General features: G+C 59.4%; 11 protein-coding genes. 4 read left to right on the top strand and 7 right to left on the bottom strand.

What is annotated here, in order from left to right; all coding sequences use genetic code 11:
• Positions 1-150 precede the first annotated feature (150 nt).
• Together AB7M23_RS06305 and AB7M23_RS06300 are read right to left on the bottom strand one after the other, a co-directional pair.
• Positions 151-1605, bottom strand: a complete 1455-nt coding sequence (locus tag AB7M23_RS06305) for a sigma-54 interaction domain-containing protein (protein WP_454240430.1) — start codon at positions 1603-1605, stop codon at positions 151-153.
• The gene (locus AB7M23_RS06300; protein WP_256587546.1) at positions 1602-2666 is read right to left on the bottom strand and encodes a PAS domain-containing protein; all 1065 of its coding nucleotides are present in this window, start codon (positions 2664-2666) and stop codon (positions 1602-1604) included. The genes AB7M23_RS06305 and AB7M23_RS06300 overlap by 4 nt, the downstream gene beginning before the upstream one ends.
• Positions 2667-3101: 435 nt before the next feature.
• On the opposite strand from AB7M23_RS06300, the gene AB7M23_RS06295 reads away from it, so the two are divergent.
• Complete coding sequence (locus tag AB7M23_RS06295) at positions 3102-3530, top strand: GNAT family N-acetyltransferase (RefSeq protein ID WP_454240429.1); 429 nt, start codon at positions 3102-3104, stop codon at positions 3528-3530.
• 182 nt (positions 3531-3712) lie between these two features.
• Here AB7M23_RS06295 and AB7M23_RS06290 read toward each other — a convergent pair whose 3' ends face one another.
• Positions 3713-4624: a LysR family transcriptional regulator gene (locus AB7M23_RS06290; protein ID WP_454240428.1), complete on the bottom strand. Its 912-nt coding sequence runs from the start codon at positions 4622-4624 to the stop codon at positions 3713-3715.
• An 87-nt stretch (positions 4625-4711) separates the two neighbouring features.
• On the opposite strand from AB7M23_RS06290, the gene AB7M23_RS06285 reads away from it, so the two are divergent.
• A complete protein-coding gene (locus AB7M23_RS06285; RefSeq protein WP_454240427.1) occupies positions 4712-5224 on the top strand; it encodes an SRPBCC domain-containing protein in 513 nt (170 codons plus the stop codon).
• Positions 5225-5310: 86 nt separating this feature from the next.
• Here the strand turns inward: AB7M23_RS06285 and AB7M23_RS06280 are convergent, their stop codons facing one another.
• The gene (locus AB7M23_RS06280) at positions 5311-6183 is read right to left on the bottom strand and encodes a LysR family transcriptional regulator (RefSeq protein ID WP_102053019.1); all 873 of its coding nucleotides are present in this window, start codon (positions 6181-6183) and stop codon (positions 5311-5313) included.
• A gap of 103 nt (positions 6184-6286) precedes the next feature.
• Here AB7M23_RS06280 and AB7M23_RS06275 point away from each other — a divergent pair, with 103 nt between their 5' ends.
• Positions 6287-7822: an NADH-quinone oxidoreductase subunit L gene (locus tag AB7M23_RS06275; RefSeq protein WP_454240426.1), complete on the top strand. Its 1536-nt coding sequence runs from the start codon at positions 6287-6289 to the stop codon at positions 7820-7822.
• Complete coding sequence (locus AB7M23_RS06270) at positions 7819-10266, top strand: YbcC family protein (protein WP_454240425.1); 2448 nt, start codon at positions 7819-7821, stop codon at positions 10264-10266. The genes AB7M23_RS06275 and AB7M23_RS06270 overlap by 4 nt, the downstream gene beginning before the upstream one ends.
• 272 nt (positions 10267-10538) lie before the next feature.
• On the opposite strand, the gene gyrB is transcribed toward AB7M23_RS06270, so the two are convergent.
• The 3 genes from gyrB to dnaN are packed head-to-tail and all read right to left on the bottom strand — an operon-like array spanning position 10539 to position 15188.
• The gene (gene gyrB / locus AB7M23_RS06265) at positions 10539-12956 is read right to left on the bottom strand and encodes a DNA topoisomerase (ATP-hydrolyzing) subunit B (protein ID WP_454240424.1); all 2418 of its coding nucleotides are present in this window, start codon (positions 12954-12956) and stop codon (positions 10539-10541) included.
• Positions 12957-12960: 4 nt separating this feature from the next.
• Positions 12961-14064 carry a DNA replication/repair protein RecF gene (gene recF, locus AB7M23_RS06260; RefSeq protein WP_065759560.1) on the bottom strand — a complete coding sequence of 368 codons (1104 nt, stop codon included), beginning with the start codon at positions 14062-14064 and terminating at the stop codon, positions 12961-12963.
• A gap of 20 nt (positions 14065-14084) precedes the next feature.
• On the bottom strand, positions 14085-15188 hold the full coding sequence (gene dnaN / locus AB7M23_RS06255) for a DNA polymerase III subunit beta (protein ID WP_454240423.1): 1104 nt from the start codon (positions 15186-15188) through the stop codon (positions 14085-14087).
• Positions 15189-15223 lie beyond the last annotated feature (35 nt).

Here is a 15223-nt window from a genome sequence, read left to right as displayed (position 1 = left end):
AATTTTTAAGTCACTGAAATTTATGGATTTTTATTATTCGCAGGCATGAACGTAGGCAAAAATAGCGTGTGCCGTAGGCATTCTTGCAGCGGTATGGGAGGCGGCGGAGGGGGAAATTGCAGCAGACGGCACATCCCTGTGCCGGGAAAATCAATCGCGTTGCAGCTTGCGAATCAGGGTACCGATATCTATGCCCAGTTGCTGGGCTGCCTTGCGTTTGCTGCCTTGGCTCTGGACTGCCTGGAGAATGAGCTGGCGCTCATAGCGCTGAACCTGCGCCTTGAGGCTTTCGCCCAGTTCGTCGTCGGCTGGCAGCTCTGTATCCGTCTCCTGGCTTGGAGTCGTTGGCCTGATGGAAATCGGTGCGATAAGCCCCAGCAGTTCCGGTGGCAGATGCTGTTCACTGGCCTCGTCATCAGCCAGCACAGCCAAGCGCTCAAAAATGTTCACCAGCTCGCGGATGTTGCCCGGATAGTCATAGCTCAGGAGCCGTTGACGGCAACCGCCGGATAACCGCAGCGTGGGCTGGCGGTCACGGTTGATGCGCATCAGCAGGATGTCCATGAGCACTGGCAGGTCTTCCAGGTGCTGGCGTAGCGGCGGGATCTCTACCGGCAGCACAGCAAGGCGGTAGTACAGGTCGGCACGGAACTCGCCGGACTCGACCAGCCGCCGCAAGTCCTTGTTGGTGGCGGCGATCACCTGGACTTGTACCGTCTTGCTCAATGGCGAGCCGACCGACTGAATACTGCCGTCTTCAAGGAACTTGAGCAGCTTGGCCTGGACATGCAGAGGGATTTCGCCAATCTCATCAAGGAACAGGGTGCCCCCTGAGGCGCTTTCGATGTAGCCGCGCTTGCCACTCTGCAGGGCACCCGTGAAAGCACCGCGCTCGTAGCCGAACATCTCCGACTCAAACAGGCTTTCCGGAATGCTGCCGCAGTTGACGTGAATGAAGGGCCGGTCGCCCCACCCCGCAGCGCGGTGGATATGCCGGGCAATGGCGGTCTTGCCAACACCGGGCTCCCCCAGCAGGAGCAAACGAGCGCGGCGGCGAAATGCACGTACGCCAGTGTCGGCGATGCTGGAGAGCAGCGGCGAGAGGTGCAAGGCGTTGTCCTGTGGATCGCCAAGGCCATTATTTTCCGCAGGGGCGAACGCCTGCTGCGACGTGCGACGAGGGCTCTCACGGCCTTCAAAATCGCGCTGCACCAATAGCGTATAGGGCTTTTCGTAAGCGCCGGTGGGAACCGCCTGAGTGCTGGTGAGGAACATGCGCCCATCGCGGGAGCGGGTCAAAGCGCTGTTACCACCACGTCCAACAGCTTGCTGGAAATCATCGAAGCTCACGGCCGAGCGCTGGAAGAACTCGGCATTGGGCAAGCCGATCGCGTCTTCTCGAGACAGGCGATTCACCCGCTCCGCGGCAAGATTGAGAAAGCGCACACGGGACTCACCATCGCACAGGATGATTGCCTCACTGAAGCTGTCCAACAGGGCGTGCAGCGCAGGGGTTTCCAACAGTGCGGAAAGCACTTCGCTGCTGACATTGACCGAAGATCGCATGCCCATCTTCAGGGGCGGCAAGAGACTTTTCTCGATCATGGATGCAGCTCGCCGTTGTGCTGGATAGTGCGCTCCGCCGCGCGCAGCACTGCCACCTTCCAGGCCACGCCTTCTTGCATGAGGATGCGCGAGCAGTGGACATTGAACAGTTGCAGGTGACCACTGAGATTGATCAAGTGCAGACTGTGCCAGGTGCGTTCAGGCAGCGACCGGTCGAGCAGGGCGTGGGCGATGCTCGCACCTTGGGTGATGCCGAAGGCCTGCTCAAAGGCGGCGTTACGCCACCGCGGTTGCAGCTCTTCGTCGATCACCAGCACAGCGTCCGGTACCGCGTCGAAGACCCGGCGCAAGGCATCGATACGCTGCTCAGCATCGTGCTGCATACGCAGCTCCTGGCTGACATCGCGGATGCTGCCCCACATGCGCAGCAGGCGACCGTCGTGGATGGCGGCACGGACATCGTTCTCCACATAGGCAGGGGAACCATCGTGGCGGCGGTCCACCGAAAGCGCGCCGTCGACACAAAAATCGGTTTCCACCAGGCGCCTTACGAACTCTTCGTTGGCCGGGCTGCGCGGCCAGTAAAGTCGCACCGGCTGCTGATTAAAGTCGACGTCCGCCGGCATCTCGTAGACATCCGCCATGGCACGGTTACACATGCGCCAGTAAGAGCGGTTTTCGAACACCTGACGGACGACTTCATCGGGTGTCTGGGTAATGTCCACCGCTTCAGCGAACTCGATGCACCAGTACGCCACCTTGGCGCTGTAGAGCATCTGGGTCATGACTTCGTTGGCGTTCTGCAGTTCACTCAAGCGGTGACTCAACGAGCCCAGCGGTATAAACACGAGGTGAATACTGGGAGCGTCGGCGTCACGCCATTCGAGGAAGCCGCTGGCTAGCACGGGAAACAGGCTTGTGCTGTGACGGATGAACGTAAGCGCCAGGCTGCTCAGCTTTTCATCTGCCGGCGGGCAGGAAAACAGTTTACGCAGAAGGTGCGTGGATTCAGCAGTGAAGATGCTTTCGATGCTGCAGTTCTGCATCTCTACCGGTGAGTAACCGAGTTGGTCACTCAACGACGAAGAGACGTTGGTCATGCGTCCACTTTTACAGACCGTGCAGCTAAGTAGGGCACCCCGATCAGCGAGGGTTTGAATAAGCGACATGTGTGCGTCCGAACAGTGGAAATGGGCTCGGGGCTAGATGCGCACAATGCATGCCAACCTCAAGCAGCAGAAAGACCAAGGCTCTCAGCGAGAAAACGCCCCCCGCTGCTGCATTTTCGCAGCACCTGACCTCAAAAATGCAAACCCTCCCTGGCAGGCGTGCTGAGGGAATGTGATTTCCGAACGCACACAAAAAAGGCCAATTCAGAGAATTGGCCTTTTACGTCACTATTCACGAGATTAGCAGATCATCTGCTTTGTACTGACTGACAACCGGCAGACGTTGAGGAGGGGAGTTTCATCACCACAAGCGTTTGCAGCCATGAGAGTATTTGTTCTTCCCAAGAACGCCACACAGGAGAGTGTATGACGGATAACACTTACAGCTTCAGCTTGGGTGCTGACGCCGAGGCCATGGCGGTAGTGCGCCAAGGCCTGGAACACTTCAATGTGGGGCAGATTGGCCCCTATACCTATGCGGATTTCCAGCTCTATGCCCGCGATAGCAGCGGCCAGGTCGTTGGCGGTCTATTCGGCCACAGTGGGATGGGCTGGCTCTACATTGACTATTTTTGGTTGAACGACACCCTGCGCAGCCACGGCCTGGGCAGCAACTTGTTGAAGCGGGCAGAGGATGAAGCGCGACGCCGGGACTGCAAGGGCGTTTTTCTTTATACCTACAGCTTCCAAGCACCCGACTTCTATCAGAAGCAGGGCTACCAGGTGATGGGCGTGCTGGAAGACTGCCCACCTGGACACCAGCGTTACTACCTGAAGAAGCCACTGAAGGACTGAGAAAGCGCTGAAGAAGACGAGTCGGTGAGATGTGCTGATCCAGCCGCACTCGTTTTCCAATGAAGTGGATGCCTGTGTGAGTAAAAAAGCCCGCTTGTGCGGGCTTTTTCAGCTAACCGAGCCAGCTCCGAATATTGGGCTTAGCCGGTCATTTTTTTGAGTTCATGCGCTCTTGCTTAAATCTATGTATTAGTCGCGTTGACGGTATCCACCATGAGTGAGCGGATCCACTGATAGCAGGCATCACGATGCGTTCTTTCATGCCAGGCCAACATTTTGCTGAAGCCTGGAATTTCAACAGGCGGCTCCACTAGGGTTAACCCATCATGACGTACTGCCAGCCTGCGGGGCACTACAGCTATTAGATCGCTGACCATAAGAATTTCAGGCAACACCAGAAAGCTCGTTACCGATACCGTGACCCGTCGTGATCTCCCGACTTTTTTCAACGCTTCATCTGTTACACCCAGAAATCCTCCTCCTGATGGGGAAACCAGGACGTGATCCAAAGCGCAAAACCGATCCAACGAGAGCGTATCGTTTGCGGCATCCGGATGATCAGAGCGCATCACGCATACGTAGCTTTCATCAAACAACAATTTGGCGCGTAGTCCAGATGCAGTCGCCTCAGTGGTAACCAGCGCTAAGTCGATATCACCTCGATCCAACTGGAGCTGGAGTCCTTGGTCATCAATCGGAAGGACTGAAACTCGAATGTTCGGGGCTCGCTGCCTCAGCACGCTTAGAAAGGGCACCACAATTGCTCGCAACGCATAGTCGGTCGAGGCAAGCTTGACAGTCATATTGGCAGTCAAGGGATCGAAGGCTTGGGGTTGAAGCATGCATTCAACATCGGCGAGAAGCTGCTTGATCGGCACGGCCAGCTGTTCCGCACGCGGCGTCGGCACGATACCGCGTTGGGCTCGCACAAATAGGGGATCATCGAAGCTTTCACGCAACCTGTTCAGCATGCCGGTCACTGCTGGTTGAGTCAGTGCCAGCCGATCAGCCGCACGAGTCACGCTGCGTTCATCGAGTAAGGCGTCCAGTGCCCTGAGCAGATTGAGATCCAGCTTTCTGATATCAGACTTCATGATGTCACGGATAATTTATAACAATTGGAGTTATTTCAAACTAGCACTCATCCTGATGCCAATCCATTACATCAGGTGTTAAATCCCATGAACGAGATCTTCTGGCCCGAAGGCTATCTGCCCGGCTTTACCGAGAACTTTGTGTCTAATGAAGTGATTGTCGTAGGCTTGACTGCTGCGCAAATCTGGCCGCTGCTTAGCCAAGCAACCAAGTGGCCCACCTACTACCGCAACTCGGCAAACGTCATGTTTTACGATCATGCCGAATCGAATTTGCGAGACGGTGTGCGCTTCTACTTTGAAACATTTGGTTTTCCGGTCGAAGCGCAATGCAATGAGTACGTTCCTCCTACCTCGTCGACTCCCGGCCGGATTGCGTGGCACGGGTGGGCAGGGGAAGGCGATACAAGATTGGATGTCCATCATGCATGGCTAATTGAAGATCTATCGCATGGCCGAGTGCGTATCCTGACCCAGGAGACTCAAAAGGGTAAACCTGCTGAAGATCTCGCCAAGGCCAAGCCCAATCCAATGATCAACGGACACCAGGATTGGCTTGATGGGCTGGTGACGGCCTCACGCGAGGCCCAGCAAGTATAGCGGCTAGCTAATGACTATCCGAAACAGCGTCCCCTGCATCCTCTTCCACATCCCAGTCGTCCGCAGCTAACGTCACTCAAATTTCTTCAGTCTCTACGCAGCAGTTCGTCAAGGATGCTCAGGTTGAAATGTCGTTGTAGCGTAACGGCGAAAAACTGCTCGGCAATCTCGGGAACCTCCGCGTAGAGCTGGAGCGAGCCGCTCTTCAGTTCATCCTGCACCACGACCGCCGGAAGCAAAGCGAGATCCCCCGAGTCGCGAGCCAGGAGGCGCAGCATGGCCATGTCGTCGACTTCTGCGCAAATGATCGGAGTAAAGGCGTGGCTATTGCAGTAGACCTCAAACTGGCTGCGGATATCGCTACTGCGGCCCGGAACGATTAGACGCGCACGGTTCAGGTCGCGGCTCAGGTCGAAGGGTTGCCCTGCACTGCGCGGTGGCCCAACCAAGCACACAGCCTGACGATCCAGGAGGCGGCATTGCCAGGTGCGCTGGGCGTCGGCGCTGACGGCCTTGTTGGTCAGCACGACATCCAGCTTGTGTAGTGCCAAGCGCTCCAGCAACTCGTCCAGGCTCCCGGACTCGAGGGTTATGCGCAGATCTTTTCGGCCCAGGAATGGGCGCAGAAGATTCTCCTGGAAATTTCGCGACAGGGTTGCCACCGCGCCAATGTGCAGTGCCTGGCTGGCCTGCTGGCTACTCAGAAGAGTCGTTTGCAGCTCGCTGCCGAGGGCGAAGATCGTATCCGCGTAGTCCAGCGCCATCCGGCCCGCCTCGGTCAGCAGCAAGCTTCGACCAGAACGGATGAACAGCGGGTGTCCGAGCTGGTCCTCCAGAGCACGGATCTGGGTCGACAGGGACGACTGCGAAACGTGCAGGAACTGCGCGGCGCGGGTGAGGTTGCCTTCCTTGGCCACGGCCCAGAAGTAGTGCAGGTGGTGGAAGTTCAATCGGCGCATGGTCTGTTCTTAAAAAGGGAACGATAGATTCTGATCTATCTATTTTTCATAGATCAAGTGCTACCGGAGACTATCGCCATCGACTCGCCATGGAGAAGCTCCCATGCCAACCGTTCTTTACCACCTCGCTTCGCTTTTGCCTTGGGTCTATGCGCTGGCGCTGTTACCGACGATGTGCAGCCGTCCCCCAGCGCGCTTCTGGTTGCCCGCCCGCATAGCAGGTCACCTGGGGCTGATCCTGGTGCTGGGCGCTTGGCTGCAAGCCGCCATAGATGGACGCGACAACGACCGCCTGGGGTTGGCGATGGCCGGGCTGGTGAGTCTGCTAGCCCTGATCATCATCGAATACTCCCGGCGCTACCTAGAGGGAGAACCAGGCCAGCGGCGCTATGTCCTGGCGCTGCTGGGCACTCTGAGTTCGGTAGCCACGGTGGTAACCGCCGATGATCTGTTGCTACTGGTTGGCGCCTGGATCATCTCTAGCCTGTGCCTGCACCAGTTGCTCACGTTCTACCGCGACCGCCCAATGGCTCTGGTGGTGGCGCACAAGAAGTTCCTGGCCAGCCGCCTAGCCGATGCCTGCATGCTTCTGGCCACCCTGCTGTTGGTGCACGCTGCTGGCGGCAGCAGCATGGAGGCGATTCTCGAACACGTCACGATGCGGCTGCAGGCTTCCGGTGCCCTTGGCTGGGACCTGCAACTAGCAGCCGTGCTGCTGGCCTTGGCAGTGATTCTCAAGTCCGCGCAACTGCCGGTGCATGGATGGCTGATCCAAGTGATGGAAGCGCCCACCCCAGTCTCGGCGCTGCTGCATGCAGGGCTGGTCAACCTTGGCGGCTTCCTGTTGCTGCGCTTTGCGCCGCTGATTTCCGCCGCAGTACCCGCTCAGACCTTGCTGGTAGCAATCGGCGGCTTCACGGCAGTGCTCGCCGTCCTCGTGATGATGACACGCGTCAGCATCAAGGTCCGCCTGGCCTGGTCCACCTGCGCGCAGATGGGTTTCATGCTGCTGGAGTGCGGTCTGGGGCTCTATGAGCTGGCCCTGGTGCACCTGCTGGCACACTCGCTCTACAAGGCGCACGCTTTCCTGGCTGCGGGCGAGACGGTTACACAGGCGCGGCACCATGCACTACAGCCGCCAGCCCCCGCGATCAGCCTGGGCGGGCTCTTGCTGGCCCTGCTACTGGCGGCTCTAGGATTACTGCTGGTACAGGGGGCCTGGCAGTGGTTGCTTCCTGGTCACGTATTGCCCCAGGTGGCCCTGGTGATCCTCGCCATCGGTCTGGCGCCATGGGCCCTACTACGCCAGGGCGCCAAGCTTTACGGGCTAGCCATTTTCAGCCTGCTACTGGGGGCATACCTGCTCTGGCACCAAGCCGCGGCCTGGATCCTCGGTGCGAGCCCGGCGCATGCGGTTCATCCACCGTACCTGACCCTGCTGGCGCTGCTGCTTTTCGCTGCACTCTACATGCTGCAGGCCTGGATCCTTGCCCGCCCTCAGGGTGCACTGGCCCGACGGCTGTATCCCCTGGCTTTTGCCGGCTTCTACCTGGATGAGCACTTCACTCGCCTGACCTTCCGCCTGTGGCCGGTACGCAGGCCACAGCCCACCCCATCCTTCGCCGGAGACTGCCCATGACCGCACTCGAACCCCTTGCCACCTTTCAGCGGGATGCCCTGATCGCGGTAGCCCGGCAAGCATGCGCGCGCATTGCGCCGACCTGGCCGCTGGACCGCATGATCGCGGTCAGCCCGCTCTGGGAACGCCGCGGGCAGCCCTGGCACGACGTCGCCGAACAGCTCTGGAGGCGCGCTGGCAGCCGCCTGACGCTGGGACCTGACGACTATCGGCAGGCCTGGCGAGACGGGCGTATCGCCGATCGCCACCTGCGCCAGGCCCTCGCCGAGACCGTGCAGGACTTCACCCCGACGCAGCTAGTGCAGGCCCTGGACGGCCCGCCAGCGACTGCCCGGAGCCTGCCACTGCTGGAGGACATGGCCGAACCTGGCCTGCCGCTGCCGGGCTGGCCAGTGCTGATCACACAGCAGATCGGTCAGTGCTGTGCCGCTTGGTTCGACCGGGAGCAAGCCGACTGGCGGCCGGGCGAGGCGGGCGGGCTCTACCGGGCTTGGCGTGCGACCCTGCTGGAGGACCGGGGCCTGAGTGTGCTTAGCGCCTGCCCACGTCTCAGCGAGCGCATCGCAGAGCTACCGGATGCGCCGCAGGTAGCGCTGGAGGCGGCCGTGCAGCACCTGGGCCTACTTGCCGATGAATGGGAGGAATGGTTCGACTGCCTGCTGTTGCGCAGCCTCGGCTGGGCCTCCTGGTGCGCCTACCAGCGCTGGCAGGCGCGACTGCAGGGCAATGACGACGACACGCTGCTGGATCTGCTGGCCATTCGTGCAGCCTGGGAATGGTTGGTGGACGACCGTCAGCGAGAGCCGCAAAGCCGCTGGCACAGCTGGCGAGCGGCCTGGCAGAAGGGACGTCTACAGTCGCCCGGAACAGCTTGGCAGGCATTGCAACTGTGGCAGCGGGCCGATGAGCTGGCCTGGCAGGAACAATTGCAGCGGCGCCTGTGCCATCCCCTGGCGCCTGCACCGGTACAGGCACCGCTGGCCAAGCTGTTCTTCTGCATCGACGTGCGTTCCGAGCCGCTGCGCCGTGCGCTGGAAGCAGTCTGCCCAGAGCTGGAAACCGGCGGTTTCGCCGGATTCTTTGGCCTGCCCATCGCCTACACCCCACTGGGGACCGCTGCCACGCGACCGCAACTGCCCGGCCTGCTCGCACCACAACTGCAGGTCGGCGATAGCACCGGTGATGAGCGACAGGACGATCTGCTGGCGCAGCTGCGTAAGGCTCGCCTTGCACGAAGTGGGCGCTGGCGCCTGTTTGAACGCCTGCCAGCTTCGACCTTCACCCTGGTGGAAAGCGTCGGATTGGGCTATGCCGGCGCGCTGCTTGGCCGCACTTGGGGGCTGCTCCGGGACCGTGGCGAGGCGCACCGGGCTGCCTTGCGTGGAGCGGAGTGGCAACAACTCAGGCCGGTACTGCCGGCACTGACACCGACCCAGAAAGCTGAGCTGGCCGCTCGCATCCTTCGCGCCATGGGTCTTGGGGCAACGGTTCCGCCGATACTGGTACTACTCGGGCACGGCAGCCAGAGCGCCAACAACCCTCAGGCGGCGGGGCTCGACTGCGGCGCTTGTTGCGGCCAGAGCGGCGAGGTCAACGCCCGTCTACTCGCCGACCTGTTGAACGATGGAGAGGTGCGCATGGCGCTGCGCGAGCAGGGATTGGACTTGCCTTATCACTGCCATGTGCTCGCCGGACTGCACAACACCAGCACCGACGAAGTGCAGGTGTTCGCCACCGAGAGCCTATCACCCGCGCTGCAGCCTGCATGGCAGCGGGTGCGCCAGGCGCTGGACGAAGCAAGTTTCCGGGTGCGCAGCGAACGGGCCTCGCAACTGGGGCTGGCGGCCCTGGCGGATCGTCCGCAGAAGCTGCTTGCTGCGCTTCGCCGCCGCGCCCGCGACTGGGCGCAAACCCGCCCGGAATGGGGGCTGGCGGGCAACGCTGCATTCATAGCCGCACCGCGCGCGCGCACCCGTGGCGTGGATCTGCAAGGGCGCGCCTTCTTGCACGACTACGACTGGCGCCAGGATGGCGAGGGCCAAGTGCTGGAACTGATCATGACCGCGCCGATGGTGGTGGCGCACTGGATCAACCTGCAGTACTTCACCTCGACCACCGACAACCTGCGCTTCGGCAGCGGCAACAAGGTGCTGCATAACGTGGTGGGCGGGCATATCGGCGTGTTCGAGGGCAACGGCGGCGATTTGCGCATCGGCCTGTCACGCCAGTCGCTGCATGACGGTGAGCACTGGGTGCACCGGCCGCTGCGCCTGAGCGTCGTGATCGAGGCGCCGCGGAGCATGATCGACAGCGTGATCGACAAGCATGAGGTGGTGCGCAACCTAGTCAATCACGGCTGGCTGAACCTGCTGCGCCTGGATAGCAGTCCGGCGCGACTGGAGCAGCGCGTAGCCGGCGGCTGGCGGGAGCTGGAGCAGGCCTGAACGGCGCTGTGCAGCACCCAAGCGAGGAGCCCGGCTTGCGCACCCGCCATTCGCGCAGCCGGACCTCAACCTCAGGTAGGCGTGAGTTAGCGGTTAGGCTTCCCGCAACAGAAATGTGAGCTTCGCTAAAACGGAGCACGGGAAGGGGGAATTTTCCTCGCCAAAGACTTCAGGCGTAAAAAGAAAAGCCCGCTTACGCGGGCCGTTCTCTTGGCCTACCAACCTTGAAGGGCGGGTTCTGGCCGGTCACAGATTTGTGAGCCTACAGCTAATCAGAAGTCCAGGTTGGACACTGCCAGTGCGTTGCTCTCGATGAACTCACGACGCGGCTCGACCGCATCGCCCATCAAGGTGTTGAAGATCTGATCGGCAGCGATCGCGTCTTCAATAGTCACCCTGAGCATGCGACGCACGCTTGGGTCCATGGTGGTTTCCCACAGTTGGTCCGGGTTCATCTCGCCCAACCCTTTGTAGCGCTGAATGGTGTGGCGCTTGGTGCTTTCAGTCATCAGCCAGTCAAGGGCTTCCTTGAACTCGGTAACGGCCTTCTTGCGCTCGCCACGTTGAACATAGGCGCCGTCGTCCAGCAGAGTGACCAACTGCGAACCCAGAGCGGTAACGGTCCGGTAGTCGTTACTGCCAAAGAAGTCACGGTTGAAGGTCACGTAGCTGGCCAAGCCGTGAGAGGTGATTTCCACTTCTGGCAGCCAGACATTGCGCTCGCGGTCTTCACGCAGGCTGGCCTTGTAGGCCAGGCCGGACTTCTCGCTGGTGCGCAGGCGCTCGTCGAACTTGGCCAGCCAGGCTTGCATCCCGGCATGGTCAGACAGTTGTTCAAGCGATACCGCCGGCAGGTAGATGAAGTGCTCGGTCAGCTCCTGTGGGTACAGGCGCGACAGACGCTTGAGGGTCTTCATCACGGTGCGGAACTCGTTGACCAGACGCTCCAGCGCCTCACCGGAAATCCCCGGGGCCGAGTCGTTCAGGTGCAGGCTTGCGTCCTCGAGGGCCGACTGGGTCATGTACTCTTCCATGGCCTCGTCGTCCTTGATGTACTGCTCCTGCTTGCCTTTTTTCACCTTGTACAGCGGTGGCTGGGCAATGTAGATATAGCCGCGCTCAACCAGTTCCGGCAACTGACGGAAGAAGAAGGTCAGCAGCAGGGTACGAATGTGCGAACCGTCAACGTCAGCATCGGTCATGATGATGATGTTGTGATAACGCAGTTTTTCGATGTTGTACTCGTCGCGCCCGATACCACAACCCAACGCAGTGATCAGCGTGCCGACTTCCTGGGAAGAGATCATCTTGTCGAAACGTGCTTTCTCGACGTTGAGGATCTTACCTTTGAGCGGCAGGATTGCCTGGGTCTTGCGGTTACGGCCTTGCTTGGCCGAACCACCTGCGGAGTCACCCTCCACCAGGTACAGTTCGGAAAGGGCAGGGTCCTTCTCCTGGCAGTCAGCCAGTTTGCCTGGCAGGCCCGCGATATCCAGCGCACCTTTACGGCGGGTCATTTCCCGAGCCTTGCGCGCTGCTTCACGAGCACGCGCCGCGTCGATCATCTTGCCAACAACGGCCTTGGCTTCGTTCGGATTCTCCAGCAGGAAGTCGGAGAAGTACTTGCCCATCTCCTGTTCCACTGCCGTCTTCACTTCAGAAGAAACCAGCTTGTCTTTAGTCTGGGAACTGAACTTCGGATCTGGAACCTTGACCGAGATGATCGCGGTCAGACCTTCACGGGCATCATCGCCAGTGGTCGAGACCTTGTTCTTCTTGGCCAGACCTTCCTGCTCGATGTAGTTGTTCAGGTTACGGGTCAGCGCCGAGCGGAAACCAACCAGGTGAGTACCGCCATCACGCTGTGGAATGTTGTTGGTAAAGCACAACAGGTTCTCGTTGAAGCTGTCGTTCCACTGCAGGGCAATCTCGACACCCACACCGTCTTCACGCTGAACATTGAAGTGGAACACCTGGTTGACCGGCGTCTTGTTGGTGTTCAGGTACTCAACGAATGCGCGCAGACCACCTTCGTATTTGAAGTGCTCGTCCTTACCGGAGCGCTCATCCTTCAGCAGGATACCGACACCCGAGTTGAGGAACGACAGTTCGCGAATACGCTTGGCCAGGATGTCCCAGCTGAAGTGGATATTCTTGAAGGTCTCAGCCGATGGCTTGAAGTGGATCTGGGTACCGGTCGTTTCACTTTCACCAACGATTTTCATCGGTGCCTGTGGAACACCATGAACGTAGATCTGTTCCCAGATCTTGCCGCTGCGGCGAACGGTCAATACCAGTTGCTCAGAAAGGGCGTTTACTACAGAAACACCCACACCGTGCAGACCACCGGAGACTTTATAGGAGTTGTCGTCGAATTTACCGCCAGCGTGCAGAACGGTCATGATGACCTCTGCGGCAGAGACGCCTTCTTCTTTATGCACATCGACCGGGATGCCACGGCCGTTGTCGCGGACGGTGATGGACTCGTCCGGGTGAATAATTACGGTGATGTCGTCACAGTGGCCAGCGAGGGCTTCGTCGATCGAGTTATCGACCACCTCGAACACCATGTGGTGCAGGCCGCTACCATCATCGGTGTCGCCAATGTACATACCGGGACGCTTGCGCACGGCATCCAGCCCTTTCAGCACTTTAATGCTGGAGGAGTCGTACGTTTGATTTTCGCTCATGCCTTCACTCCCGATGGTCGTGGGTCTGGGTGATACGGCCCTGTTCCACGTGGAACAAGGCAACTGGCGTTTCCGTCTGCCAGCCTTCCCTCAATAATTCGTGATCTACACAGGTGATAAATACCTGGCAGCGTAATTCTTCCAACAAACGACAAAGCGCGTGGCGGTGCTGCTCATCCAACTCGGACGGCAAGTCATCCACCAGATAAATACACTGACCTCGCCGAGCCTGGCTGACCAGATGGCCTTGGGCGATACGTAATGCGCACACCACTAGCTTTTGCTGGCCCCGGGAGAGAATCTCCGCGGCGTTATGCCCGCCTAGCCTCAAGCGCAGATCCGCACGTTGCGGCCCTGCCTGGGTGTGGCCCATTTGCTGATCCCGCTGCAGGGAGCTGGCGAGAACTTCACTAAGCTCCCGGTCCTTGTCCCAACCGCGGTAATAGCTGAGGGTCAATCCTTCAAGCTCGACCAACTCACTCAAGGTTTGCTCGAAAACCGGCTTCAAGGCTTTGATGTAAGTACGGCGGTATTCATCCAATTCCGCACTGGCCAGGCACAATTCCCGGTCCCATGCCGCTTGCGAAACTGGGTCAAGTGTACCATGCCGCAACCATGAGTTCCGCTGCCGCAGGGCCTTCTGCAGTCGCTGCCAGGTTCCCATGAAGCGAGGTTCCACGTGGAACACCCCCCAATCGAGAAACTGCCGGCGGATTTTAGGAGCGCCCTCCAGGAGGCGAAAGCTGTCCGGATTGATCAATTGCAACGGCAGAATTTCAGCCAATTGAGCCGTGCTACGGGCATTCTGCCCGTCGATACGAATAGTGAACTCCCCTTGGCGATCCCGGGAAATACCCAAGTTGCTTGAACCACCCTCGGCCAATTCAACCTGACCGAACACGGTGCAGGCCAACTGTTCATACTGAATAACCGGGTTCAAACGTGTGCTGCGGAAGGAGCGGGCAAGACCCAACAAATGGATCGCTTCAAGAACGCTGGTTTTTCCGCTGCCGTTGGCGCCATGCAGAATGTTGATGCGGGGGGAGGGGGAGAATGTCACCGGGTGCAGATTACGCACCGCGGTGACAGAAACGCGACTGAGGGACATCTAGACTACGCGAGACAAGGTTACAGACGCATCGGCATGACGACGTATGCGGAATCGTCATTGCCTGCTTCCTGCAGCAAGGCACTGCTGTTGGAGTCAGACAGAATCAGACGAACCTGCTCGGTGGTCATGACACCCAGTACATCTAACAGGTAGCTGACGTTGAAACCGATTTCCAACGAGTTGCCGTTGTAGTCGACGCTGATTTCCTCTTCCGCTTCTTCCTGCTCCGGGTTGTTCGCCTGAATCTTCAGCTGGGCATTGGCCAGTTGCAGACGAATACCACGGTACTTTTCGTTGGACAGAATTGCGGTACGGCTGAATGCTTCACGCAGTGCCTGACGGTCGCCCACTACCAGCTTGTCACCGCCCTTGGGCAGCACGCGCTCGTAGTCCGGGAACTTGCCATCGACCAGCTTCGAGGTGAACGTGAACTCGCCAGTGGTTGCACGGATATGGTGTTGGCCAAGCACAATGCTGACAGTGCCATCCGGCTCGGTCAGCAGACGCGCCAGCTCAAGAATACCCTTGCGTGGCACGATCACCTGATGACGATCTGCTTGATCGATGTTTGCGCTCATCGAGCACATTGCCAGGCGATGGCCATCGGTAGCAACGGCCCGCAGTGTGCCTGTGGATACTTCCAGCAGCATACCGTTGAGGTAGTAACGAACGTCCTGCTGAGCCATGGCAAAGCTGGTGCGCTCGATCAATCGGCGCAGCTTGCTTTGCTCCAGGGTGCAGGTCAGAGAACCTGGGCCTTCCTCGACTGTCGGGAAATCGTTGGCAGGCAGGGTCGACAGGGTGAAGCGGCTGCGACCCGCCTTGACCAGCAGCTTTTGCTCATCGACCTTGATGTCGATCAGCGCATCGCTCGGCAGGCTTTTGCAGATGTCCATCAGCTTGCGCGCAGGTACCGTGATCTCGCCTGGTTCGGCAGGCTCCTCCAATTGCACACGGCCAACCAGTTCCACTTCCAGGTCGGTACCGGTAAGCGACAGTTGTTGGCCTTGGACAACCAGCAGCACGTTGGACAATACCGGCAAGGTCTGACGGCGCTCGACGACGCCTGCGACCAGTTGCAGGGGTTTCAACAGGGCTTCGCGTTGAATGGTGAAATGCATGGTCTAGTCCCTTGCCTTTAATAAGCTGCGCTGAC

This window comes from Pseudomonas sp. HLS-6 TE3448, from assembly GCF_053629555.1.
The sequence above is the reverse complement of the archived record's forward strand: the minus strand, read 5'-3'. Positions and strand labels throughout refer to the sequence as shown.